Here is a 24,419-nt window from a genome sequence, read left to right on the forward strand (position 1 = left end):
AAAGAAACAACTATTTTATGAATCAAAATTCAACGGATCAATTTTTTGAAAATCCTGTTTTAGGTCACCCTTCGGGTTTATTTGTTTTGTTTTTTACAGAAATGTGGGAGCGTTTTTCATTTTACGGAATGCGCTCATTGCTGATCTTATTTTTAACCACCTCTTTTGTAGACGGTGGTTGGGCATGGACACGTGAAAACGCATCTGCCTTATTCGGGTCTTATGTGGGCTTGGTCTATTTATCAACTATGTTGGGCGGGTATTTTGCCGACAAAATAATCGGGTTCAGATGGGCTGTTGTTGTCGGAGCGGTGTTAATGACATTAGGGCACGCATCAATGGCGTTAGAGTCAGAGTTTTCGATTTACTTGGGATTGGTTTTGTTGGTTTTTGGAAATGGTTTTTTTAAGCCAAACATGACCTCAATTATATCTGAAATGTACAAAGATCGACCAGAGAAGAAAGATGGAGCTTATACTTTGTTTTACATGGGTGTAAATGCGGGTGCTTTCTTCGGAATCTTACTTTGTGGCTATTTAGGTGAGAAAGTGGGTTGGAGTTATGGTTTTGGATTAGCAGGAATATTTATGTTTTTCGGAATGTTACAATTTTGGTTGTCGCAAAGTATTTTTGGCGATATCGGTTTGAAACCAAGTAAAGAAAGTATTGCGAAAGCAGAAGCTTTGGATACCGATAAACGAAATCCGTTTGCACCTTGGCAGTTGGTTGTTATAGGTTTGTCAGCCACTTTAGGACTTTTGTGGATTTTGAACGATCCGGCATCAAAAATATCTGGTGGTAAAATAAATGTATTTAGTTTCTTAGGCGAAAATGGAAATTCAATTGCAATTGTAACTGCACTGCTTTTATTCATCATATTATTGGTATATCGTTTTACGCAGTATTCCACAATAACGCGTCAAAAATTAATGGCGGTTACGTTTTTTGCTTTTCTAACTATTTTCTTTTGGGCAATATTTGAACAATCTCCAAACAGTTTAACGATTTTCGCGAGTGATTATACTAATCGTGTCCTGGAAGGAAGTTGGAGTTTAACGTTCTTAGTCATTAATTCGTTAATCACTATTTTGCCACTTGCAATTATAACTTATGTATTATTGTCGTTGTTTCAAAAAACATTCAAAAATTACGCAGTAGCGAATCTTATATTAAGCACAAGCTTTATCATTGTTTGGGCCATCGCAATTTGGATGTTAGCCCGCGATTATTACACTGCAGGTTATCTTACGCTATCAGATGACACCTTACAAATGCTTAAAATTGAAAAAGTTACCACGGCCTTGACTGAAGTTCCCGCTACGTGGTTTTCTACTTTAAATTCATTGTTCATTATAACTTTAGCCCCTTTATTTTCTAAATGGTGGGAAAGTAAATACAACCCTTCTGCGAATATGAAATTCGGAATCGGTATGGGATTATTAGCGCTTGGAATGGCTTGCATTGCTTTTGGAGCCAATGGAATCGAAGCTGGAGCAAAGACCGCTTCTGTTAGTATGATCTGGCTGATTTTAGTATACTTATTCCATACGATGGGCGAATTGTGTATTTCTCCTGTTGGATTGTCTTACGTAAGTAAGCTAGTTCCAGCACGTATGATTGCATTTATGTTTGGAGTTTGGTATTTAGCCGTAGCTATTGGTATGAAAGGTGCTGGTATGTTTGGAGAGAATATTGACAAGATCGCTAATGAGCACGGTTTGAGTTATTTCTTTTGGATGTTAACGATAATATCGCTAGCCGTAGGTTTGTTCTCGATCGTGATGAGCCCTGTTATTAAAAAGTTAATGCACGGTGTACGCTAAAAAAAATAGTATTTTTGTAGCCTAAAATAAATTTTTAATGAAAAAGATAGTAATGATGCTCTTTGTGGTCTTTGGATCACTATCGATGCAAGCACAAAATTTGAATTGGCATACTGATGTTAAAGAGGCAATCGCTGTAAGTAATAAAGTAAAGAAGCCTTTACTTCTTTTTTTTACTGGAAGTGATTGGTGCGGATGGTGTATTCGTTTGCAAAAAGAAGTTTTAACAACGCCAGAGTTTGCAAAGTGGGCAAGTGAAAATGTAGTGTTGGTAGAATTAGATTATCCAAGACGTTCCAATCAATCTCCAGAAGTGAAGAATCAGAACAATGAATTACAGCAAGCCTTTGGTATACAAGGTTTTCCAACCGTATATTTTGCAAGTGCAGAAAGTATTGGTGGTAGAATAAATTTTAAAGGTCTTGGTAGTACTGGCTATGTAGCTGGTGGTCCAGCACCGTGGCTTCAAGCAGCCAATAGTATTCTTAGTCACAAATAGCATTTATTTTTAACTAATAGAAGTCCTTAATGATAACGTCATTAAGGACTTTTGTCGTTTAGTTATGCTATTTTATTGCGTATCTTTTCTCTTAATTTATTTTTAACCGCTATTTGTATATAAAATAATCAATAAAAAAACATATAATAAAAAAATTATGTTAAATTGGCTTTTTAAATACCAGCAACGCCTCAAATATAGATACTATGAGAAGAACTTTACTATTTTTATTATTACTCGTATTTTCAAATATAAACGGTCAAATACTTGAGTGGAAAACAAGTTTGACTGATGCTATAGAAATTAGTAATAAAACGCGCAAACCGATGCTAATCTTGTTTACAGCCAATAATATGGACGGAGATTTGCAAGCCGAAGTTTTTAAAACGTATGATTTCAACGATTGGTATAAAAAGAATGTCGTTTTGGTTCGACTAGACTTGTCTGATTCCAGCTTATTGCCAGAGGTAAAAGACAGCAATTTAAAGATTAAAAATGCTTTTGGTGTGCAGGACTTACCGGTGGTTTGCTATGCTAAAGCTAATATTCGGAACAATCGAACCACGTTTCAACTTTTAGGAAAAGTGGCTTACGATCGTTCAGGGGTTAAAAACTGGATTAGAAAATCCAATGATGCAATTAATGAAGTAGAATAAGTTTTTTTAGTGAATATTGTAGTATCCCATTTCATACGTTGTATGAAATGGGATTTTTTTAGCAGCACAGGTTTGTCTCCAACTATCCACAATATATTTTGAATTGCTTGCGTCAGCTATGACTAATTTTGCTGATGTAGCTTTAAGTAAACGCTCTAAATTTACTTTTGGCGATTCGCGAAGTACTACGATGTCAGATGCAATTGTGTCGATAAAAAAACTAGAGCTATCAATTATTTGTATTTTATGATTGTTGAAGAAAAGAAAATTAGGCATTTGTTTAATGGTGATCTTAGCCGTGTTTTTTGTTAGATAGGGCTTGGTGTCCCAATCTCTATTTGATGTTTCAGTCTTGTTTAGAGATTGAAAAATTGTAATTTGATTGCCTTTCTTTAAGCTCATGATCGTTTTTTTAGGGCTGTTAAATACGATCATTTCTGATTCACTTTCTGTTTTTATTTTTTCATAAATTAAAACTAGCTGCAGTGAGACAAGAGCAATACCCATAACTATTAGATGGGGGTAATTGGCTTTTTTAAGATAAAATACAAAAGTAACAATCAGAAGAAACGCACTTAACATTAGAATGCTTGAAAAAGAAATGTCTTGGATCACAAAATGCTTAAAGGAGGCGATTTGTGCGATGAATTTATTCAAATATATAATTAAGTAATGCAGTATTTTGCAAGGTAGGAAAGAAGGAATTCCGATTAAAGCTAAAATAATTGTAATAATTCCAACATACATAATTATAGATACTAACGGAATTACAACCAAATTAGTAATAAAAAATAGTCCTGGAAATTGATGAAAGTAGTAGAGGCAAAGTGGTAATGTTCCTAATTGTGCCGCTAGAGATACGGTTAGTAAATCATATACTTTCGAAAAAAAATAATGTTGTGGTCTGTATTTTTTAAATAAAGGCTGCATCCAAACAATAAAGAATACGGCACTATAACTCAACTGAAAACCAACATCAAATAAACTGTTAGAATCGAATAGAAGAATTAAAAATGCCGAAAGTAATAAAGTGTGATACGTATTGCTAGGTCGTTTTAAGTAATCTGAAATCGCAAATGCAGAGAACATTAACGTGGCTCTAACTATAGAGGGAGAAAGCCCTGTTAGAATAGCGTAGAAAGACAAACAAACTAATGTTAATAATAATTTTGCAAAGTTGTTCCGTTTGGAATTAGGGATCCGACTCAAGAAGAAATTAATAAATAATAATACAAATCCAACATGCAGGCCAGAAACAGCTAGTAAATGTGTGGCTCCAGCAAATTGATAATTTGTAATTGTCTCTGCATTTATATCTTGTCTTTGACCTAGGAGTAAAGCAATGGCGACGTTTAATTCATCATTATTTAAGCCATTTACTTTTAAATTTTCAATTATTCTCGATCGTATCTTGTCACAGTAATACCAAATATCTTTTCGGTAGGAATTTGAATTTAGTACAGAACTGGGACTGCAATAGACTTGAGCATAAATTTGCTTGGTGTTTAAGTACTGCGCATAATTAAACTGAAACGGATTTTTAGGTGTTGCAATTGGTACGAGTTTCTCCTTTGTTGCTACTAGTAACCCAGTTTTAAATTGTTTGTCGCTAACGTCTTTTTTGACATTTAGGATAATTTTGCCCGTGTAGTTTTTATTGTCAATGCTTTGTATTGTGCCGATGTATCGGTGATGAAATGAATTTGATTTTAATTTTTCTCTAATTACAACTTGCAGATAGACAGCTTCCTTAAAGGCTTTAAGGTAGTTCGTATAGTTTGTTTGTTGTTTGCTTTGTGTCTGCAAGTTGTAGACAACAGATCCTGCTGAAAAAGCAGTGAAGCAAGTGAGTACGCCAAATAGTATCGTTAGCTTGTGCAGATAATTTAAGAAAGCAAGAATAACGGTAAGCAAAAACAAAAAAAGAATGTTTTTGTCAGTATCTAAAAATACTTCAAACGAAAATAAAATGCCTAAAATAAAGCAAATTATAAGTTTAGTTAAAGGAAATTGTAGCAGTTTCATCGCTGCTAAAATAATAAAATTTAGTAAGAAATACGCTTAATTTATTACTCGATTAATCTGCGCGAAACTATTTTTATAATAATTTTGTTTTGTTGAAGAAATAATAACTCCTTTAGAGGTTGAGGAGTGTATGAATTTTATTTCTTCTGCAGTGACTTCTGTAATTAAACCCACATGATTTATCTTGGAACTGTTGTTTGTTTTAAAAAAGATCAAGTCTCCTTTTTGCGCTTTTTTTATCGAAATAATAGTTCCGATTTTTGATTGTTCGTAAGAGCTTCGCGGTAATGATATCGATTTTGTTTGAAAAGTGTTGTAAACCAATCCAGAGCAATCAAAACCCGCTTTAGTGGTTCCTGCGTATTTATATTTGGCTCCCAAATTATTCGAAGCTGTGTTAACTAAATCAGTAGTAACTTTATATGTATCGAAAGTACTACTTGTTGCTGTTGGTGCAGTCGATTTACAAGCAGTAAAGAGCGCAAGAGCGATTACTATTAGTGTGATTTTCTTCAAAAGATTAATTTTTTAATGCTTCTACAATTAAATGTGCCGTTTTTTCGCTAGCACCTAAACCACCTAATTTCGACTCTAGTTCATCGTATTTTGTTAACACTTTTGCTCTGTAAGTTGGCTCTAGTATTTTATTTAATTCTTCTTTAATGCGTTTGGTAGAGCAGTCGTCTTGTATCAATTCAGTTACAATTGGTTCATCCATAATTAAGTTAACCAACGAAATGTATTTTAACGTAATTATGCGTTTGGCAATTTGATACGAAATTGCGTTGGCTTTGTAACAGACTACTTCTGGGATTTTGAATAGTGCAGTTTCTAAGGTTGCCGTTCCAGAAGTTACCAAAGCAGCAGTTGAACTGCGCAATAAATCGTACGTCTTGTTGGAAACAAACGTAATGTTTTTATGATCAATGAATTGTTCGTAAAACTGATAATCTTGACTAGGAGCACCAGCAATTACAAACTGATATTCTTTAAAATCAGGAACAACACTAAGCATTACTTGCAACATTTTTGTAATTTCTTGCTTGCGACTTCCTGGTAAAATGGCAATGATCGGTTTATCAGATAAATTATTTTCTTCTTTAAATTTTTTTTCATCAAATGCCGATTGATTATGTATCGCATCAATCAAGGGATGGCCTACAAATTCTACTGGAAAATTATGCTTCTTTTCGTAAAAGTCTTTTTCGAATGGCAAGATTACAAACATCTTGTCGATATCTCTCTTAATTGCTGTAATTCTGTTTTCTTTCCAAGCCCAAATTTGTGGCGAAATATAATAGTATGTTTTGTATCCTAAACGTTTTGCCCACTTTGCAATTCGCATATTGAATCCCGGGTAATCAATAAAAATTAATACATCAGGCTTGAATTTTAAAATATCTTTTTTGCAAAAGCCAATATTACTTAAAATAGTTTTTAAATTAAATACTACTTCAGCGAAACCCATAAAAGCTAGGTCACGGTAATGTTTTACCAAATTTCCGCCTGCTTTTTGCATTAAATCACCGCCCCAAAAATGAATTTCAGCGGTCGGATCTTCTTTATACAAAGCCTTCATTAAATTAGATCCGTGCAAATCGCCCGAAGCTTCTCCAGCAATAATGTAGTATTTCATTTTTTGAGAATTAAAAGTGAAGCTCCAAAGAGTTTTACAAATATAAAATTAAATAATCAAAGTGAAAAAAGTGAGTAACAGCACTGCAGCAATAACTCCTTTTGCCATGCTTTCTTTGTTCTTTTTTAGCAAAAAAGCAAAGAGAATTAAATCGAGAATTGTGCCCAATGTAATTACTTTTCCTAAATGGTTATTGCTTTTTATAGCAAGATAACTTTCTCTAAAAGGTATATCGGTAAAAAGAGTAATAAATAATATGGTTCCAATAAGTGCCATTGCAATTCCGCTAAAAAGTCCGATAATAAAATCTTTTTTATTCATTCCAGTTCCAAGTGTTAAGTTGTTGTTTAAAATGATGTGCAGTTAAGTCGAATTGAACGGGTACGATAGAAATGTAGCCGTGTTTTAAAGCCCATTCGTCAGTATCTTCGCCTTGATCTTGATTGACAAATTCACCCGAAAGCCAGTAATAATCCTTACCCGAAGGCGTTTGTCTTTTGTCAAATTTCTCCACCCAAAGTGCATTGGCCTGTCGGCATATTTTTATTCCTTTTATTTCTTTTTTAGCAAGTTTAGGAAAGTTTACATTTAATACAACACCATTTGCTAAGCCATTTGCCAGCGTTTCTAAAGTAATTTTTTTAATGAATGATTTTATTTCTTCAAAATTGGCATTCCAATCATAATCCAGTAAAGAAAATCCTATGGCAGGAATTCCTTCGATTCCAGCTTCAACTGCAGCACTCATTGTTCCCGAATAAATTACGTTTATCGAGGAATTTGAACCGTGATTCACTCCTGAAACACATAAATCTGGTTTTCTTTTAAGTATTTCATTTACTGCTAATTTTACACAATCGACAGGTGTTCCAGAACAACTGTATTCAGGAATTTCGGCATCATCTTTCGAAATTTTGTTTAAATACAAAGTATTGTTTATGGTAATTGCGTGACCCATTGCACTTTGCGCTTTGTCTGGGGCAACTACGACAACCTCTCCAATTTCACTCATTACTTCAATTAAAGCGCGGACGCCTGGTGCCGAAATTCCGTCGTCATTAGTTACTAATATCAGTGGCTTTTTATGCTTCATTTGTATATTTTTGTAATTTCTTATTTAAGACGTAAAACAGGTCATTCTGCAAATGTACAGACACCATTTCTTTATATTTACTTAAAAGTAATATATTTTTAAAGTGTTCGTACAAGACGTTTTTGATAGAGAAACATTTGTCTATCTTTAACAAAAAATTGTGGCGTGCTTTTTTTTAACACGTCGTTTTTAATGTAAATTAGACTAAAAATTTTTGATGAATGCTTTAATTGAGTTTATGAAAAGAAATTATAAAATTATCTTAGCTGTTGTTTTGCTTTCGGCGACTTTGTTCGCGTTCAAAATGAACACAAAAGATACGATTGATGGTGAAGGAGGGGATAGCGATAAAGTATTGATGGAGCTGTTGGCCTTTGTCATCGAAAAAGGACATTATAGCCCAGCGCCTATAAATGATGCTTTTTCAAAAGGAGTTTATAAAGATTATATTGAAGGGCTAGATCCTTCCAAACGTTTCTTTTTACAGTCTGATATTGATGAATTTTCGCAATTTGAATTGTTGCTGGATGATCAGTTTTTGAATAAAGACCTTACTTTTTTTAACTTAACCTACACGCGTTTGCAACGCCGTATGGAAGAAAGTAAGAAACGATACAAAGCAGTATTAGCGACCCCTTTCGATTATAAAACAAGCGAAAGTTTCAATACTGATTATGAGCATACTCCGTATGCGAAAACGAGCGCCGAACTGAATGAAAAGTGGAGAAAGCAAGTTAAATTATCGACACTTTCTTCGTTAGTTACTAAAGAGAAAATTGAAGAAGATAAAAAAGCAAAAGACGCTACGTATCAAGTAAAATCATTTGCAGTCTTAGAGAAAGAAACTAGAGATAATTCTTTAAAATCTTTAGATGAATATTTTGACTTTATTGACGATTTGAATCGTAAAGATTGGTTTTCAGTGTATGTAAATTCAATTATGTCTCGTTTTGATCCACATACTAGTTATTTAGCTCCAGAAGATAAAGAGCGTTTTGATGTAAATATTAGCGGTAAATTAGAAGGAATTGGTGCACGTTTGCAAAAGAAAAACGATTATACCGAAATTTCAGAATTGATTTCTGGCGGACCAGCGTGGAGAGGAAAACAATTGCAAGCCGGAGATTTAATATTAAAAGTAGCTCAAGGCAACGCCGAAGCTGTTGATGTAGTTGGTATGCGCTTGGACGATGTGGTAAAGAAGATCAAAGGTCATAAAGGAACTGAAGTTAAACTAACTGTTAAAAAGGTAGATGGAACGATTGAGGTAATTTCAATAATTCGTGATATTGTTGAAATTGAGGAGACCTATGCGAAATCAAGTATCGTGACTAAGGATGGTTTGAAATACGGTGTTATTTACTTGCCTAAATTTTATATAGATTTTGAAAATAAAGACAGCCGTGATGCCGGAAAAGATATTGCGTTGGAAGTGGAGCGCTTGAAAGCAGAAAACGTAAGTGGAATAATTTTGGACGTTCGTGATGATGGTGGAGGCTCGCTATCGACTGTAGTTGATATTGCTGGATTATTTATCGAGCAAGGTCCTATCGTGCAAATTAAATCGGCTGGACGTAAAAAAGAAGTGCTATACGACAAGGACAAAAGAATTGAATGGGCTGGACCTTTAGTAATTATGGTCAATGGTTTTTCTGCGTCTGCATCGGAAATTTTAGCCGCTGCAATTCAAGATTATCGTCGAGGTATTATTTTAGGAAGTAAGCAAACGTACGGAAAAGGAACAGTTCAAAACGTAATCGATTTGAATCAGTTTGTGCGTAGTAATGATATTGGAGATTTGGGTGCTTTAAAAACGACTACCCAAAAGTTTTATAGAATTAATGGTGGTTCAACACAACTAGAAGGAGTGCACAGTGATATTGTTGTTCCAGATCGTTATGCCTATTTAAAGATGGGTGAACGTGATATTGACAATGCAATGCCGTGGGATAAAATTGATCCTGCCGAATATACATTATGGGGAAAAGCGAATAACTTTAATCAAGCCATTGCAAATAGTAGATTGAGAATTGCCGCTAATCCGCAGTTTAGATTAGTGGAAGAAAATGCACGTTGGATTGACACTAGGAGCAAAGAGAATTCTTATAGTTTAAATATAGATGATTTTAAACGCACACAAAGTGAGTTAGAAACAGAAGCTAAAAAGTACAAACCAATTTCTGAGTATAAGAATAATCTTGTTTTTGCTTCCTTACCTTATGAAATTGCAGAAATTAAAAAGGACAGTTCATTAAGAGAAAAACGGGAAGCTTGGCATGAAGCATTGTCTAAGGATATTTACGTAGAGGAAGCGTTGAATGTTTTAGATGACTTGCAAGCAAAAGGATTGACTGGAAAGACATTATCTATTAAGTCAAAAAAAGATAAATTAGTAAATAAATCATAACTTAAATTTTGATTTTTTTAAAGCTCCAAAAGTTTAGTACTTTTGGAGCTTTTTATTTTTAATAAATGATGTAGTATGAAATCGATGTCTATTTTATTTGGGTTTGCGTTTAGTCTATTACTTTTTATGGCTTGCAGGGAGAGTTCTGAAGTGCAACAGAATGTTTGGAAAGAATCTGTTTTTCAGGAGAAAGGGCAGTCAAATACTGCTTCTAAAAAGGATTTAGACTTTATACCGACTTCTACAACGAATCAAATTGTAAAACACACCTATTACACGTTGTCTTACAATGAAAAGCATGAGCAGGCAGAGTGGGTCTTTTATAATTTAAAGAAAGAGTATTTGAAGAGTAATAATTTTAAACGACCGTATTTTATTCAAGATCCCAAAGTCACTACTGCGTCTGCAGATTGGCGTAATTATAAAAATTCGGGCTATGACAAAGGACATCTGTGTCCTGCTGGTGATATGGATTTTGATCAGCAGGCGTATGAAGATACTTTTTTCACTTCAAATATTTCGCCGCAAAATCATGAATTCAATAGTGGAATTTGGAATAGATTAGAACAAAAAACTAGGTATTGGGCCGCGCAATTTGAGGGCTTGTATGTGGTCACTGGAGGTGTGCTAAAGGATTATAGTAAGACTATAGGTTCAGAAAAAGTGGTTGTTCCAAATTCTTTTTACAAGATTTTGTTTCATCATTCTGGAGGACATTATAAAATGATTGCTTTCTTAATTCCAAATAAAAAGTCAGATAGACCACTTTACGATTATGTGATCGCTGTTGATGAATTAGAAACAATAACAGGTATCGATTTCTTCCACAATTTGGAAGATGCTATCGAAAATAAATTAGAGAAAAGAGCTGATTATGAATCGTGGATTAAAAATTAATCTACCACTCATTTACTTTGTTGGCATCCATTTTTAAGAAGATAAACAGCAAGATAGTAAAGCCCCACAATCCCGATCCACCATAAGAAAAGAAGGGAAGTGGTACTCCAATTGTTGGAAAGACGCCTATAACCATCGCAATATTAACAAAGAAGTGCGTAAACAATATTCCTGCAACACAGTAACCGTAAACGCGGCTAAATTTGGTTTTCTGACGCTCTGCTAAATAGATAACGCGCAAAAATAATCCAACAAATAAAGCTATCACAACAAAAGAGCCGAGAAAACCCCATTCTTCTCCAACCGTTGTAAAAATGTAGTCGGTATGTTGTTCGGGTACAAATCCGCCTTTAGTTTGTGTTCCTTCAAGAAATCCCTTTCCCATCCAGCCGCCAGAACCAATTGCAATTTCAGATTGATTGGTATTGTAACCGACACCTTTTAGATCGACAGTTTTTCCGAGTAAAATATTGAAACGGTCGCGGTGGTGTTGTTTAAAAATATTGTCAAAAACATAATCTACTGAAAGTATAAATCCGGTAATTAACGTAAAAATTATAGCACTGGCCAAGATATTACGATCGACCAATCTGCTTTTAAAATAAACAGCTACTATTACCAATAAGGCTATTAATATAACGTATTCAGGCTCTAATACTAATGTTAAAACAAATAGTAAAACGGCAATAAATCCAGTCCATACGTACCAGGAAGGGAGTCCTTCTCTAAAAAGGACAATTATAAAAATACTGTAAATAAGTGCACTTCCAGGATCGGGCTGCGGTAATATTAAAAGCACCGGAAGAAATACAATAGCTAATGCTTGAATTTGCCTGTTGACGTCTTTTAAATTGATTTGCGAGTCACTAAGATACTTTGCTAACGCCAAAGCTGTTGCTGCCTTTGCGAACTCAGAAGGCTGTAAGGTAAAGCTTCCTATGGCATACCAACAACGCTGTCCAGCAATTGTTTTTCCGAAGGCGAATAAACCGAGTAAAGAGAGTAAAGAAATAGAGTAAATAATACTTGCATATTTTTCGTAAAATTTTCCATCAACAAACAGAACGATAAAAATCAACGGAATGGTTAATACAATAAATATAAGTTGCTTTTCGTAAGTGCCATCAGTAGACGATAGGGAAGAAGAATAAATATTCAACCAGCCCAAGCTCACTAAAAAAATGTAGATGATTACACTTATCCAATCAATATTATTTTTTACGCTTTGATTTTTCATTTAAAATGAATGCAATTTTAGTTTTGTTTCGTTGTGTCAACCTTTACTTGTTTCTGTACAGGTGGTGTGGTTGCTATTATTTTTGCTTGTAATCTTGGGTCTTTTGGTGTGCTTTCTACTGCACTTCCTGCTTCCATCCCACCCAAAATGGCATATCTTGGCTTTAAATTGCTATTTAATATGCGCGTTTCTAAGTCTGTTCTCGTAATTCTCTTACGCAAATACTGTTCAATCATTAAGCTCGCAATTGGTCCCGCGATTGCTGCTCCGTATCCCCCATTTTCTACCATAACCGCAATTGCTATTTTAGGATTGTCTTTTGGTGCAAACGCAACAAATATAGAGTGGTCTTCTAACTGAGTTCTCTTGCCATTAATTTTTGCGAAATTTTCTGCTGTTCCTGTTTTTCCACAAATTTCAATACCAGAAACTTTTAAAGACCTTCCTGTTCCAAAATTGAACACATCATACAAACCTTGAATTACCGGTGGAAAATATTTTTTATCAATGGACGTTTCGTGTCTTGTTGTATATTTCTTGTCTATTTTTTCACCTTCAATTTTTTTGATGATATGAGGTGTATAATAATGCCCTTGGTTAGCAATTGTTGCCATCATATTAGCTAATTGAATCGGAGTCATTAGTACTTCACCTTGTCCAATTGAATTGGAAACGATGGTCGTACTTCTCCAGCCTCCGCTAGGGTAGATTTTATCATATGTTTTTGAAGTCGGAATATTTCCTCTTTTACCGGTTGGTAAGTCGTAGCCCATAAAAGTGCCAAGTCCAAAACTCTTCAAGTGATTGGACCAAACATCCACTGCTTTTCCTGGATTTTTGTACTTGTTAATTGTCAGCATATACGTCTGTGCAAAGTACGTATTGCAAGAATTATAGATACCATTATTTAGCTGCTGGCTTGCAGGATGACTGTGGCATTTCATAAAACGACCTCTACCATAACTGAAACCATGATGACACACAAAAGTCGTTTTCTCATCAATAACTCCTTCTTGCAAGCCAATCAGTCCCGTTAAAATTTTAAATGGAGATCCTGGAGGATATTCTGCTAGCAGACCTCTGTCGTACAACGGTTTTGCAATTGAGTCGTGGTATAATAAGGTATAGTTTTTAGAACGTTGGCGTCCTACTAAAATACCCGGATCATACGAAGGCGCTGTTACCAAAGCAAGTATTTCTCCTGTTTTAGGTTCAATTGCGACAATTCCACCGCGTTTGTTAATCATTAATTGTTCGCCATAGCGTTGCAGTTCAGCATCTATAGACAAGTTAATGTCTTCTCCTTGTACGGCAATCGTATCATATTTGCCCTCTTTGTAGGAACCGATTTCTCGATTGTATTTATCTTTTTGAATGTATTTTACTCCTTTTACACCTCGTAGAACTTCTTCGTAACTTTCCTCAACACCTTGACGACCAATTAAATCACCGCTATTGTAATATGGATTTTTTTTGAGTTGGCTTTCGTTTACTTGGGTGATGGATCCAAAAATATTCGCGCCATAGTCTACTTCGTAATCACGTAACGAACGCTTTTGAACATAGAAACCTTCAAATTTTCGAATTTTCTCTTGAAAAGCAGCAAATTCTGATTTGTTTAATTGTGAAACAAAAACACTAGGTAATCGTGGACTGTAAATTTTAGCTTTGGCTACCTTTTTAATAAAATCTTCTTTGGTAACGTTGAGTAGTTGGCAAAACTCCAAAGTGTCTAGATTTTTAATTTCTCTAGGAACAACCATGATGTCATAAGAAGGTTGGTTGGCAACTAAAAGCTTACCAAAACGATCGTACATGTATCCTCTTTCCGGATAGTCATATTTGATTTTTATTGCGTTGTTTTCCGATTTTAATTTAAAAGAATCATCAATGACCTGTAAAAAGAATATGCGCGTTAGAAGCACGACAGCTGCTAAAATTATTAAGGCTGGCAGCAAAACTTTTCTCATCTTTTATTGGGCTTGATTAAATAAATTAAAATAATACAAATTAGTATTGTAAATACGGTACTTGCTAAGGTACGAAGTAAGACATCCAAAACGAAATTAAATTGAAAGGCTTCAATTATAAACAATGTAAAATGATGAATAATTACCGATACTAAAATAAACGAAAATCGCTCTGGTGTTAGGTTGTCATTGATTCTAATAGTCTGATATTCGTAGCTTAAGCCGAAGGCAAATTTAAAAATATAAGGTCTGAAATAAGCGAGCATTAAACACGCTGTTGCATGAATTCCACCTGAATTTGAGAATAAGTCCATTACTATTCCTAATAAAAAACTACTGATTAGTAAGCCAGATTTGTTTCCGTTCACGGGATACAACATAATGAACAAAATATACGGATACGGTGTAATGTAACCTAAAAAGTTCATGTTGTTGAATATGACTACTTGTATTGCCAGTAGCAATAAGAATCGAAAAACATTCATTAACAAAGCACTATTCATCTTTTCCTTTGTTTTCTAAATTAATAAGTTCTTCGCGGTCTTTACTCTTAATTACGTACACGTGCCCTAGATTAGTCATGTCATTAAATAAGCGAATCTTCAACGTGTAATAGTTTGTTTTTTTATCGATGTATACCTTATCAATGGTTCCAATGTTGATGTTCTCTGGGAAAATCACCGATTGTCCACCCGTAACAATTGTGTCGCCTTTTCTTACTGAAGCCAGACGTGGGACATCAGTCAATTGAACAAAACCAGTACTCTTTCCGTCCCAACTTAGAGAGCCAAAATGATTGGATTTCTTAATTTTTGCGTTGATTCTCGATTTCATGTTCAAGATACTTATAACAGTAGAATATCGAGGTGAAGTATCGTCAATAATTCCAATAATACCTTGGCTATTGATAACACCCATGTCGGGTTTGATGCCTTGTTTAGTACCTGCATTTAACGTAATAAAGTTTTCATGCACATTGTACGAATTGTGAATTACCTTAGTCACAATAATATCAGATGGATTGACCCCTTTTATAGAATCAAGATTTGGAATTTTAAGAGTGTCTTCAATATTGAAAACTAAACTCTTCAATCGCGCATTTTCTAATGCTAATTGTTCGTTTTGGGTACGTAAGTTTAAATATTCATTAACGTCACTAATTTTTTCATAAACATTTCCTGTAAAAAAATTAGCAGAAGTAATTACTCTACTTTTATGGAAAGCATGTGATTGAATAGTTAGCGCTAGCGATAATCCCAAAAGCAGCAAAAACAGTATTCGGTAACTGTTTCTTATAAAGAAATTAAAAATTTGCTGCATTTTTTTTATTTAAAATTATATAATTCAATTACTAAATCCCAATTTTGAGATAGTTAAAATCGGGATCTAGTTTTTCTGAATTTGTTATTTTATAAGAATACTTTTAAATTTTGCAATGTTTTTTAATGCCATTCCAGTTCCACGAACTACCGCTCTTAAAGGATCTTCTGCTATGTAAACCGGAAGATCTGTTTTTTGAGAAATACGTTTGTCTAAGCCTCTTAGCATTGATCCACCACCAGCAAGATAAATACCAGTATTGTAAATATCAGCTGCTAATTCTGGAGGGGTTTGAGATAAAGTTTCCATTACGGCATCTTCTATACGTTGAATTGATTTGTCCAATGCTTTAGCGATTTCGCGGTAAGAAACTTCTACTTGTTTTGGTTTACCTGTAAGTAAGTCACGTCCTTGAACAGACATGTCTTCTGGAGCAGATTCTAAGTCTTCAATGGCAGCTCCAATTTGAATTTTTATTTTTTCTGCAGTACTTTCACCAACAAAAAGGTTGTGTTGCGTACGCATATAATATACAATATCATTAGTGAAAACGTCACCAGCAATTTTCACCGATTTATCGCATACAATTCCGCCTAACGCAATTACTGCAATTTCGGTTGTTCCACCACCAATATCTACAATCATGTTTCCTTTAGGTTGCATAATATCGATACCAATACCAATTGCCGCAGCCATTGGTTCGTGAATTAAATATACTTCTTTGCCGTTTACACGTTCACACGATTCTTTTACCGCGCGCATTTCAACCTCTGTAATTCCAGAAGGAATACAAACAATCATACGTAAGGCAGGTGTGAACATTTTTTTCTTTAATGCAGGAATACTTTTAATGAACATATTGATCATTTTTTCAGAAGCATCAAAGTCAGCAATTACACCGTCTTTTAAAGGCCTTATGGTCTTGATGTTTTCATGAGTTTTACCTTGCATCATGTTGGCTTCCTTACCAACGGCAATGATTTTACCTGAGATCCTGTCTCGGGCAACAATCGATGGGCTATCAATAACAACTTTATCATTGTGAATGATTAAAGTGTTTGCGGTACCAAGGTCTATCGCAATATCCTCGGTCATGAAATCAAAAAATCCCATAAGTTTTTTAGGGGTTTAAAAAGTTATAAATTAGTAACGAACAAAGTTAAACAAATTAATGTTTAAAATGACGCGTACCTGTAAATACCATTGCCAAATTATTTTCGTTGCAATAATCAATGCTTAACTGGTCTTTAATCGATCCGCCAGGCTGAATTACTGCCGTTATTCCTGCGTTTTTTGCTAACTCTACACAGTCAGGAAAAGGGAAAAAGGCATCACTTGCCATAGAGGCTCCTGTCAAATCAAAATTGAAGGCTTTTGCCTTTTGAACTGCTTGCAGTAATGCATCAACTCTTGAGGTTTGACCTGTTCCCGATGAAATTAAAGTGCCGTTTTTAGCAAATACAATGGTATTGGATTTGGTGTTTTTACAGATTTTTGAAGCAAATATTAAATCTTCTACTTCTTGTTCGGTAGGCGCTTTAGTGGTAACGGTTTTTAAGTCGGCTTTATTGTCGGTTATATTATTTCTTTCCTGAATTAACAATCCGTTAAGACACGTACGAACTTGTTTATTTGGTAATTCAACATTGTTCTGAATCAGGATAATTCTATTTTTCTTTTCTTCTAAAATAACAAGTGCTTCGTCATCGTAAGAAGGAGCAATTACTACTTCGCAAAATAATTTATTAATTTCTTGTGCTGTAGCAACGTCAATTTGTGTGTTTGCAATTAAAACGCCGCCAAAAGCTGAAGTTGGATCGCAAGCCAGAGCGGCCACATATGCATCGCTAATCTTTTCTCTTGAAGCTAAACCGCAAGCATTATTGTGTTTTAAAATAGCGAAAGTGGGTCCGTCGTTTTTAAACTCATTAATTAAATTTACAGCTGCATCAACATCCAATAAGTTGTTGTATGATAATTCTTTTCCGTGTACTTTGTTAAACATTTTGTCAAATTCTCCAAAGAAAAATCCTTTTTGATGTGGGTTTTCTCCGTATCGAAGGGTTTGACCATCAGCAATACTTTCTTTGTAAAATGTTTCGTCTGTATTAAAATAATTAAAAATAGCGCCATCATAATGTGATGAAACGTGAAATGCTTTAGTCGCTAATAATTTTCTGTTTTCTAAAGTAGTGGTTCCTTTTTGCTCGGTAATTAAATCCAACAGCAAACCGTACTCGTTCATCGAAGCAACAATTACAGTGTCTTTGAAATTTTTGGCAGCAGCACGAATCAATGAAATTCCACCAATGTCAATTTTTTCTATAATATCTTCTTCACTTGCACCTGAAGCAACTGTTTTTTCAAAAGGATACAAATCAACAATCACTAAATCTAGCTGAGGAATATCAAATTCCTTCATTTGTTGCACATCACTTTCGTTGTCTTGACGATTCAAAATTCCGCCAAAAACTTTTGGATGTAATGTTTTTACTCTTCCACCTAAAATAGAAGGATAAGAGGTTACATCTTCAACAGGAACTACGGGAATTCCTAAATTTTTGATAAAATCTTCAGTACCTCCAGTCGAGTAAATGGTCACATTTTGTTCGTGTAATTTTTTAACGATTGGTTCAAGTCCATCTTTCGAAAAGACTGAAATTAAGGCAGATTGAATAGTTTTTGTTGTGCTCATGTGTAGTTAAAATTATAAAATGCAAAAGTAGTTTTTTTTTAATTATATCAGACAAGGAATTTATGTAACATTTTCATAAAAAAAGGTACTTATTAGTAGCCCTGTTTTTATTAGGTTTTTTATCAAAATTTGTTGAATTTTACTTCAACCTAAACACGCATACTTATGTTACTTTACCTTCGCTTGTTAAAAGAAAGTTTTGGGTTTGCCATAAATGCCTTACGAAATAATAAATTAAGGACTTTGCTTTCTTTGTTAGGAGTAACGATTGGTATATTTTCGATCATCGCCGTATTAGCTGCAGTAGATTCTTTAGATCGAAAAATTTCTAAAGATTTAAGTAATTTAGATAAAAACACGATTTACTTAATGAAGTTTTCATTTGGTCCCTCTGAAATCCCACAATGGAAAAGAGAACAATTCCCGAATGTAAAATACGATGAATACACCGCTTTAAAAAATTCTTTGACTAATACAGATGCTGTGTGCTACCAGCTTTTTGTAGCCAGAGAAAGCATTAAGTACGACTCTAAGACAGTTGCTGCCGTAAAGGTTATGCCCGCTTCTTATGAATTTATAAATGTGCAAGGACTGGAATTTGATGAAGGTCGTTTTTACAACGAGTCTGAATCTAACTCTGGAGCCGCGGTAGTTGTTTTAGGACACGATATAGCCGAAGGACTTTTTGGTACTGCAAACCCAATTGGCAAAAACGTTCGTTTGTATGGCCAACGTTTTACAGTAATTGGAACTATTAAAAAAGAAGGTGCAGGCTTATTTGGTGATAGTAATGATACGTCCATTTATATTCCGGTAAATTTTATGCGCCGTATGTACGGAGATAATAATGATGCCCTGACACCTGTAATTGTTTTAAAACCGACTAAGAGCGTGGACATGGAAGCCTATAAGGCAGAAGTTGCCTATAAGTTGAGGGCGATTCGTGGGATGAAAGCAGGGGAGATGGATAATTTCTTCATCAATGTTTTTTCTGGATTTACCGATTTCATTGACGGCATTATCGGTCAGATGAATGTAGTAGGCTGGATTATTAGTGGATTTTCGCTCTTGGTAGGTGGATTTGGAATCGCTAATATCATGTTCGTTTCGGTAAAAGAACGAACAAACTTAATTGGAATTCAGAAATCGTTAGGAGCTAAGAACAGGTTCATTTTGTTTCAATTTTTGTTCGAGGCGATTATCCTTTCTGTAATTGGTGGTTTAATTGGTTTATTGTTGGTTTGGATCATTGCATTTATCTTATCTAATGCATTTGATTTTGATTTTGTGCTTGGTATGGGTAATGTTTTATTAGGAACTGGTCTTGCTGCGCTGATAGGTTTAATATCGGGTATCTTACCTGCAATTTCAGCAGCAAAATTAGATCCAGTAGAAGCAATTAGAACAGGAATGTAATAATCGTAAGATTTTAAAATCTAAGCAATAAAAAAAGGCGCAAATTGTAAAATTTGCGCCTTTTTAATTTTGGATATTTTGAATTATCTAATTTCGTTATTCTGAATCAAATCAATATATAAATTGATTTTGTCTTTTAACTCTTTTCGTGGTGTTATAAAGTCAAGGAAACCGTGCTCTAACAAAAATTCAGCAGTTTGAAAACCTTCTGGTAAATCTTTTCCAGTAGTATCACGAACCACGCGTGGTCCAGCAAAACCAATTAATGCGCCTGGCTCAGAGATATTAATATCTCCTAACATCGCGTAAGAGGCAGTTGTTCCGCCCGTTGTTGGATCAGTACATAAAGAGATGTAAGGTAATTTTGCCTCAGCCAACTGTACTAGTTTTACAGATGTTTTAGCCAATTGCATCAGCGAGTAAGCAGCTTCCATCATGCGCGCGCCACCAGATTTAGAAATCATGATAAAAGGCGTTTTGTTTTTGATAGCGTGGTCAATTCCTCTTGCGATTTTTTCACCAACAACCGCTCCCATAGATCCACCAATAAAGGCGAAGTCCATACAGCAAATAACAACTTCTTTTCCTTTTGATTTTCCGACTCCAGTACGAACTGCGTCTTTAAGTTGTGTTTTCTCCATAACGTCTTTCAAACGCTCTGCATATTTTTTTGTATCAACAAATTGCAGAGGGTCTTTTGAAGTCATGTTTTTATCTAATTCAACAAATTCGTTGTTGTCAAATAAAATCTCAAAGTAGGTTGCGCTTCCAATTCTAACATGAAAATCATCTTCTGGACTTACAAATAAGTTGCGAGCCAATTCATCAGCATCGATAATTTTTCCTGTCGGAGATTTGTACCACAATCCTTTCGGCACGTCCATTTTGTCTTCTGTCGCGGTCGTAATCCCTTTTTGTTGTCTTTTAAACCAAGCCATTTGTCAAGTATTCAGTGTTCAGTAATCAAATATTCGGTTTAGCGTTCAGTTTTTTAAGATGTGATTGTTGGTAATCAAGCCTTAAAAAACTGAAAACAAAACACTTTTTTTATAATGTATTTACATTGTTCAAGTCAGCAAAAGCTTGCTCTAATCTTGTGTTGAATGTAACTTCGCTTTCACGAATCCATTTTCTTGGATCGTAATATTTTTTGTTAGGAATGTCTGATCCGTCTGGATTACCAATTTGTGTTTTTAAGTAATCGATATTTTTAACCATGTAGTCACGAATACCTTCTGTGTATGCAAATTGCAAGTCAGTGTCAATATTCATTTTGATTACTCCGTATCCAATCGCTTCTCTAATTTCTTCTAAAGTTGAACCAGAACCTCCGTGAAACACAAAATCAACTGGGTTAGCTTCGGTGTTGAATTTCTTTTGAACGAAATCTTGAGAATTTTTCAAGATTTTTGGAGTCAATTTTACATTACCTGGTTTGTAAACACCGTGAACGTTTCCAAAAGCAGCAGCAATTGTAAACTTCGGACTTACTTTAGATAATTCTTCGTAAGCGTATGCTACTTCTTCTGGTTGTGTGTATAATTTAGAGCTGTCAACATCAGAGTTGTCTACACCATCTTCTTCGCCACCAGTAATTCCTAATTCGATTTCTAATGTCATTCCCATTTTGCTCATACGAGCTAAATACTCTTTACAGATTTCGATGTTTTCTTCAATTGGCTCTTCAGATAAGTCAATCATATGAGAACTGAATAATGGCTTTCCTGTTTCAGCAAAATGTTTTTCAGATGCATCTAACAAACCATCAATCCAAGGCAATAATTTTTTTGCGCAGTGATCAGTATGTAAAATTACAGTCGCGCCGTAAGCTTCTGCCAATGCGTGAATGTGTTTTGCTCCAGCGATTCCACCAGCGATAGCTGATTTTTCTCCAGCATTAGAGAGACCTTTACCTGCATTAAATTGTGCTCCTCCGTTAGAAAATTGAATAATAACGGGTGCATTTAATTTAGCAGCAGTTTCTAAAACACCATTTATAGTACTTGAACCGGTAACATTTACTGCAGGAAGTGCAAAGCCTTTTTCTTTTGCATAGTTAAAAATCTCTTGTACTTGATCTCCTGTCGCTACTCCGGGTTTAATGTTGTGTGCCATTGTAATTCTTTTTTAGTTTTTAGTTTTTTAGTGTCAAGATTGCAAAAATAAGAATTAATTAGCATTAGAACGGATAATTTATTCCAAAATTTAAAACCGAGCTTCCTAAGTTGAAATCTTTTAGCCATCTTCTTCCCGTTTCATTTGCAGGATTATAGACTTTAAAGCCTAAGTCAAGGCGAATTACAAAGAAGTTTAAATCATATCGAAAACCGTATCCTGTGCCAAGTGCTAATTCTTTTAAATCTTTTAAACTATCAAATTTCGCATCTGGATCTGTAACTATGTCAGCGATATTCCAAATATTTCCAGCATCTACAAATAAAGCTCCTTTTAAATCCCCTAAAACTTTAAAACGATATTCGGCACTTAACGATATTTTCATATTAGCTTCGTTAAAATCATTTAAGGCGTTCGTGCTTCCTGGCCCTAACGAGTACGGTTGCCAACCTCTATTATCGTTTGATCCGCCGGCGTAATAACTGCGAGAAAAGGGAATGTAATTTGCGTTTCCAAACGGAATAGCGATTCCGAAGAAGCTCCTTACCGCTAATACATTTTCTCGTGAAAAATCCCAGTGTTTGATGTAGTCAAATTCGGTTTTTATGTATTCTGAATATTCAAGATTGAAAATTTGATAATTGCCATTTTCGTTTCTCTTTAAATTTCCGACGTCAGAAATTAAAGAAAGTAACGTTCCCGCTGATTCTATTTTAGCTTTAAATACGTAGAAATTATTGTCTAGTAAGTTTCGCTTGGTCGTTGTTGTAAACGTGTAGCTTGTCGCAAAAATAAAATCATTTTCTGTTAAACGCATTCTGCGCTCTTCAATGCTTTCGACAGTTTGATGGGCTTTATCGGTTGATCGCAACGCAGTTCTATCTGCCAAAACATCATCAATAAAGGCTTGTGTGCCAGTGTTTATTATTAAATTTTGATCTCCATCTATGTTCGAAATATCGGTGTTGTATAACTTTCCAATTTCATTTAAAGACTTATATGACGAATTGTAAACATTAAAATAATTGCTTGGATTTAGATTTCGAACGTATTGCGAGTTAAACAAGTCAAAGCGTGCTGTATTATTTCTTTTTGGAGTCCAATTGTAGGTAAAAGCAGTGCTGAAGTTTTCTTTGTCCAAACCGATATTGTTCTGTTTAGAAAAGCCTATCGATGCTGCAGTCGACGGAATCATACTTTTAGGTATGATTTTCTCCGTTCCAAAGGGGAGTAATATTCTTGGAAAATTTAAACTCATGTCCACTCCATACTCAGAGGCATTGAAAAATATATTTCTGGGGTTTGCAAAATCTTTTGAGGAACCAATATTTCCTCTAGCAGAGATTTGTAGTGTTTCTGCACCGTTAAATACATTTCGGATCGTTTGAGTGATCGTCATTCCTATTCCGAAATCCTGAATGTTAGAGTGTGTAAAATCCAAAGAACTTCCAAAACTGAATTTCTTTCGTGGCGTCAAATAAATTTTCGCAATGAGTGAACGTCGTGTCGAATCTCGTTTATCTACTTCATATTGCACCGATGGATAATTAAAAATCTTCAAATTATTAAAATACCGAGAGGTCAAAATGGTATTATTGTCTGCAAAGTAATCTCCTTTATTAATAAAAACGGCATCAGCAATAGCGCGCGGTTTGTATTTTAATTTTTCATAACTGTATAAATGTACATTGTTGTAGGTCGCACTATCTCTAATAACTCCTTTTGCTTTTGCAGCAGTATAATCAGTATAGACATGAACGTCACTTATTTTATATAATTTAAAAGGCTCTGTTCTAGTTGAATCTCCATCTTGATACGAGTAATCATTAATGATCATATTTATGTCTAACTTTTTGCCTTTTTCGATCGTATCTATGTCAAAAGAAATGTAATTGGGCTGAAAGTTATAGGCGCCGTGATTTCTAAAATAGGTTGTGATTCTGTTTTTTTCTTCTTCAAAATCGGTCGTCTTGTACTGTTTTCCAGGAACTAATAAACTAGTTCTTCTGGTCGTTTTAAGTAATGAGTCTAATGCAGGTGTTGTTATGGTAGCGCGAACAGAATCTATAATGTAAGCGCTTCCTGTATTTATTTTATAATCTATTCTGGCTTTTTTTCGTCCAGTGCTATCAATGTCATAATCTGTTTTAACATCAAAAAAGCCTTCGTTAAAATAATAGTATCGCAAGCGAAGCATTGATTTCTGTATCTTGGTCGTGTCAATAATTACAGGAGCTTCTCCAGTGCTTTTTAAGAAATCGTTGATGCCAGAATATAAAAAAGATTTGCCTAAACGATCTACTTGTTTAGCTGAATATATTTTGGATAAACGCTCATACCGACCTGGATTTTGGTCAAATTTTGCCTGAAAAGTAGAGTCAGGATTTAGGTTTGCTAAATTGTACAGATTCAGCCTTAATCGAAAACCTAAGAGCTTTCCATTTGGCTTTTGATACAATTGATTGTACGCATTTTCATCCTTTACTGATTTATCATTTACAAAAATTGAGTTTTTGGTCAGTAAATTTTTGTTTTCAGGAACTCGTTTTACACTATCACAGGCAGATATAATAATCCCTATTAAGATAAATAAAGCTATTTTTGTGGTAATATTTTTCAAGTGATTTACT

At 34.6% G+C, this 24,419-nt stretch carries 20 protein-coding genes; 6 read left to right on the forward strand and 14 right to left on the reverse strand.

Going from position 1 to position 24,419, the window contains the following annotated elements:
- Positions 1 to 17: 17 nt before the first annotated feature.
- From AP058_RS15420 to AP058_RS15430, 3 genes are all read left to right on the forward strand, one after another.
- Entirely contained in the window at positions 18 to 1,823 is a 1,806-nt protein-coding gene (locus AP058_RS15420; RefSeq protein WP_066312869.1) for a peptide MFS transporter, read from the forward strand.
- Positions 1,824 to 1,860: 37 nt separating this feature from the next.
- On the forward strand, positions 1,861 to 2,322 hold the full coding sequence (locus AP058_RS15425) for a thioredoxin family protein (protein WP_066312873.1): 462 nt from the start codon (positions 1,861 to 1,863) through the stop codon (positions 2,320 to 2,322).
- Between the two features lie 206 nt (positions 2,323 to 2,528).
- Positions 2,529 to 2,978 carry a hypothetical protein gene (locus AP058_RS15430; RefSeq protein ID WP_066312876.1) on the forward strand — a complete coding sequence of 150 codons (450 nt, stop codon included), beginning with the start codon at positions 2,529 to 2,531 and terminating at the stop codon, positions 2,976 to 2,978.
- 6 nt (positions 2,979 to 2,984) lie between these two features.
- Here the strand turns inward: AP058_RS15430 and AP058_RS15435 are convergent, their stop codons facing one another.
- The 5 genes from AP058_RS15435 to surE all read right to left on the reverse strand — a co-directional run bounded on the left by AP058_RS15435 (position 2,985) and on the right by surE (position 7,732).
- A complete protein-coding gene (locus AP058_RS15435; protein ID WP_197413414.1) occupies positions 2,985 to 4,898 on the reverse strand; it encodes a ComEC/Rec2 family competence protein in 1,914 nt (637 codons plus the stop codon).
- 141 nt (positions 4,899 to 5,039) lie between these two features.
- The gene (locus AP058_RS15440) at positions 5,040 to 5,519 is read right to left on the reverse strand and encodes a C40 family peptidase (RefSeq protein ID WP_066312882.1); all 480 of its coding nucleotides are present in this window, start codon (positions 5,517 to 5,519) and stop codon (positions 5,040 to 5,042) included.
- A 4-nt stretch (positions 5,520 to 5,523) separates the two neighbouring features.
- Positions 5,524 to 6,639, reverse strand: a complete 1,116-nt coding sequence (gene lpxB / locus AP058_RS15445) for a lipid-A-disaccharide synthase (protein ID WP_066312885.1) — start codon at positions 6,637 to 6,639, stop codon at positions 5,524 to 5,526.
- Positions 6,640 to 6,687: 48 nt separating this feature from the next.
- Positions 6,688 to 6,960, reverse strand: a complete 273-nt coding sequence (locus AP058_RS15450; protein ID WP_066312888.1) for a hypothetical protein — start codon at positions 6,958 to 6,960, stop codon at positions 6,688 to 6,690.
- Entirely contained in the window at positions 6,953 to 7,732 is a 780-nt protein-coding gene (gene surE / locus AP058_RS15455; protein ID WP_066312889.1) for a 5'/3'-nucleotidase SurE, read from the reverse strand. Before surE ends, AP058_RS15450 begins: the two co-directional genes overlap by 8 nt.
- Before the next feature lie 217 nt (positions 7,733 to 7,949).
- Here surE and AP058_RS15460 point away from each other — a divergent pair, with 217 nt between their 5' ends.
- Both AP058_RS15460 and AP058_RS15465 read left to right on the forward strand, forming a co-directional pair.
- Complete coding sequence (locus AP058_RS15460) at positions 7,950 to 10,139, forward strand: carboxy terminal-processing peptidase (protein ID WP_066312890.1); 2,190 nt, start codon at positions 7,950 to 7,952, stop codon at positions 10,137 to 10,139.
- Positions 10,140 to 10,214: 75 nt separating this feature from the next.
- Positions 10,215 to 11,036 carry a DNA/RNA non-specific endonuclease gene (locus tag AP058_RS15465; protein WP_066312892.1) on the forward strand — a complete coding sequence of 274 codons (822 nt, stop codon included), beginning with the start codon at positions 10,215 to 10,217 and terminating at the stop codon, positions 11,034 to 11,036.
- Between the two features lies 1 nt (position 11,037).
- On the opposite strand, the gene rodA is transcribed toward AP058_RS15465, so the two are convergent.
- The 6 genes from rodA to purH all read right to left on the reverse strand — a co-directional run bounded on the left by rodA (position 11,038) and on the right by purH (position 18,258).
- Positions 11,038 to 12,273 (reverse strand): rod shape-determining protein RodA, encoded by a 1,236-nt coding sequence (gene rodA / locus AP058_RS15470; RefSeq protein ID WP_066312894.1) that lies wholly within the window; start codon positions 12,271 to 12,273, stop codon positions 11,038 to 11,040.
- 17 nt (positions 12,274 to 12,290) lie between these two features.
- Positions 12,291 to 14,243 (reverse strand): penicillin-binding protein 2, encoded by a 1,953-nt coding sequence (gene mrdA, locus AP058_RS15475; protein WP_066312896.1) that lies wholly within the window; start codon positions 14,241 to 14,243, stop codon positions 12,291 to 12,293.
- Entirely contained in the window at positions 14,240 to 14,746 is a 507-nt protein-coding gene (locus AP058_RS15480; RefSeq protein WP_066312898.1) for a rod shape-determining protein MreD, read from the reverse strand. Before AP058_RS15480 ends, mrdA begins: the two co-directional genes overlap by 4 nt.
- Positions 14,739 to 15,563 carry a rod shape-determining protein MreC gene (mreC, locus tag AP058_RS15485; RefSeq protein WP_066312901.1) on the reverse strand — a complete coding sequence of 275 codons (825 nt, stop codon included), beginning with the start codon at positions 15,561 to 15,563 and terminating at the stop codon, positions 14,739 to 14,741. Before mreC ends, AP058_RS15480 begins: the two co-directional genes overlap by 8 nt.
- Before the next feature lie 84 nt (positions 15,564 to 15,647).
- The gene (locus tag AP058_RS15490; RefSeq protein WP_066312904.1) at positions 15,648 to 16,676 is read right to left on the reverse strand and encodes a rod shape-determining protein; all 1,029 of its coding nucleotides are present in this window, start codon (positions 16,674 to 16,676) and stop codon (positions 15,648 to 15,650) included.
- Between the two features lie 55 nt (positions 16,677 to 16,731).
- Positions 16,732 to 18,258 (reverse strand): bifunctional phosphoribosylaminoimidazolecarboxamide formyltransferase/IMP cyclohydrolase, encoded by a 1,527-nt coding sequence (gene purH / locus AP058_RS15495; protein ID WP_066312907.1) that lies wholly within the window; start codon positions 18,256 to 18,258, stop codon positions 16,732 to 16,734.
- 165 nt (positions 18,259 to 18,423) lie between these two features.
- On the opposite strand from purH, the gene AP058_RS15500 reads away from it, so the two are divergent.
- Positions 18,424 to 19,674: an ABC transporter permease gene (locus AP058_RS15500; protein ID WP_066312910.1), complete on the forward strand. Its 1,251-nt coding sequence runs from the start codon at positions 18,424 to 18,426 to the stop codon at positions 19,672 to 19,674.
- 83 nt (positions 19,675 to 19,757) lie between these two features.
- Here the strand turns inward: AP058_RS15500 and accD are convergent, their stop codons facing one another.
- The 3 genes from accD to AP058_RS15515 all read right to left on the reverse strand — a co-directional run bounded on the left by accD (position 19,758) and on the right by AP058_RS15515 (position 24,409).
- On the reverse strand, positions 19,758 to 20,612 hold the full coding sequence (gene accD, locus AP058_RS15505; protein WP_066312913.1) for an acetyl-CoA carboxylase, carboxyltransferase subunit beta: 855 nt from the start codon (positions 20,610 to 20,612) through the stop codon (positions 19,758 to 19,760).
- A gap of 109 nt (positions 20,613 to 20,721) precedes the next feature.
- A complete protein-coding gene (gene fbaA / locus AP058_RS15510; protein ID WP_066312915.1) occupies positions 20,722 to 21,789 on the reverse strand; it encodes a class II fructose-bisphosphate aldolase in 1,068 nt (355 codons plus the stop codon).
- A 64-nt stretch (positions 21,790 to 21,853) separates the two neighbouring features.
- A complete protein-coding gene (locus tag AP058_RS15515; RefSeq protein ID WP_066312918.1) occupies positions 21,854 to 24,409 on the reverse strand; it encodes a BamA/TamA family outer membrane protein in 2,556 nt (851 codons plus the stop codon).
- Between the last annotated feature and the right edge of the window lie 10 nt (positions 24,410 to 24,419).

The organism is Flavobacterium sp. TAB 87 (assembly GCF_001529295.1).
GTDB lineage: Bacteria > Bacteroidota > Bacteroidia > Flavobacteriales > Flavobacteriaceae > Flavobacterium.

Excerpts from the sequence above, each read along its gene's own strand:
- AP058_RS15420 (WP_066312869.1), top strand. The coding sequence starts at position 18 with ATGAATCAAAATTCAACGGATCAATTTTTTGAAAATCCTGTTTTAGGT.
- AP058_RS15425 (WP_066312873.1), top strand. The coding sequence starts at position 1,861 with ATGAAAAAGATAGTAATGATGCTCTTTGTGGTCTTTGGATCACTATCG.
- AP058_RS15430 (WP_066312876.1), top strand. The coding sequence starts at position 2,529 with ATGAGAAGAACTTTACTATTTTTATTATTACTCGTATTTTCAAATATA.
- lpxB (WP_066312885.1), bottom strand. The coding sequence starts at position 6,639 with ATGAAATACTACATTATTGCTGGAGAAGCTTCGGGCGATTTGCACGGA.
- AP058_RS15450 (WP_066312888.1), bottom strand. The coding sequence starts at position 6,960 with ATGAATAAAAAAGATTTTATTATCGGACTTTTTAGCGGAATTGCAATG.
- surE (WP_066312889.1), bottom strand. The coding sequence starts at position 7,732 with ATGAAGCATAAAAAGCCACTGATATTAGTAACTAATGACGACGGAATT.
- AP058_RS15460 (WP_066312890.1), top strand. The coding sequence starts at position 7,950 with ATGAATGCTTTAATTGAGTTTATGAAAAGAAATTATAAAATTATCTTA.
- AP058_RS15465 (WP_066312892.1), top strand. The coding sequence starts at position 10,215 with ATGAAATCGATGTCTATTTTATTTGGGTTTGCGTTTAGTCTATTACTT.
- rodA (WP_066312894.1), bottom strand. The coding sequence starts at position 12,273 with ATGAAAAATCAAAGCGTAAAAAATAATATTGATTGGATAAGTGTAATC.
- mrdA (WP_066312896.1), bottom strand. The coding sequence starts at position 14,243 with ATGAGAAAAGTTTTGCTGCCAGCCTTAATAATTTTAGCAGCTGTCGTG.
- AP058_RS15480 (WP_066312898.1), bottom strand. The coding sequence starts at position 14,746 with ATGAATAGTGCTTTGTTAATGAATGTTTTTCGATTCTTATTGCTACTG.
- mreC (WP_066312901.1), bottom strand. The coding sequence starts at position 15,563 with ATGCAGCAAATTTTTAATTTCTTTATAAGAAACAGTTACCGAATACTG.
- AP058_RS15490 (WP_066312904.1), bottom strand. The coding sequence starts at position 16,676 with ATGGGATTTTTTGATTTCATGACCGAGGATATTGCGATAGACCTTGGT.
- purH (WP_066312907.1), bottom strand. The coding sequence starts at position 18,258 with ATGAGCACAACAAAAACTATTCAATCTGCCTTAATTTCAGTCTTTTCG.
- AP058_RS15500 (WP_066312910.1), top strand. The coding sequence starts at position 18,424 with ATGTTACTTTACCTTCGCTTGTTAAAAGAAAGTTTTGGGTTTGCCATA.
- accD (WP_066312913.1), bottom strand. The coding sequence starts at position 20,612 with ATGGCTTGGTTTAAAAGACAACAAAAAGGGATTACGACCGCGACAGAA.
- fbaA (WP_066312915.1), bottom strand. The coding sequence starts at position 21,789 with ATGGCACACAACATTAAACCCGGAGTAGCGACAGGAGATCAAGTACAA.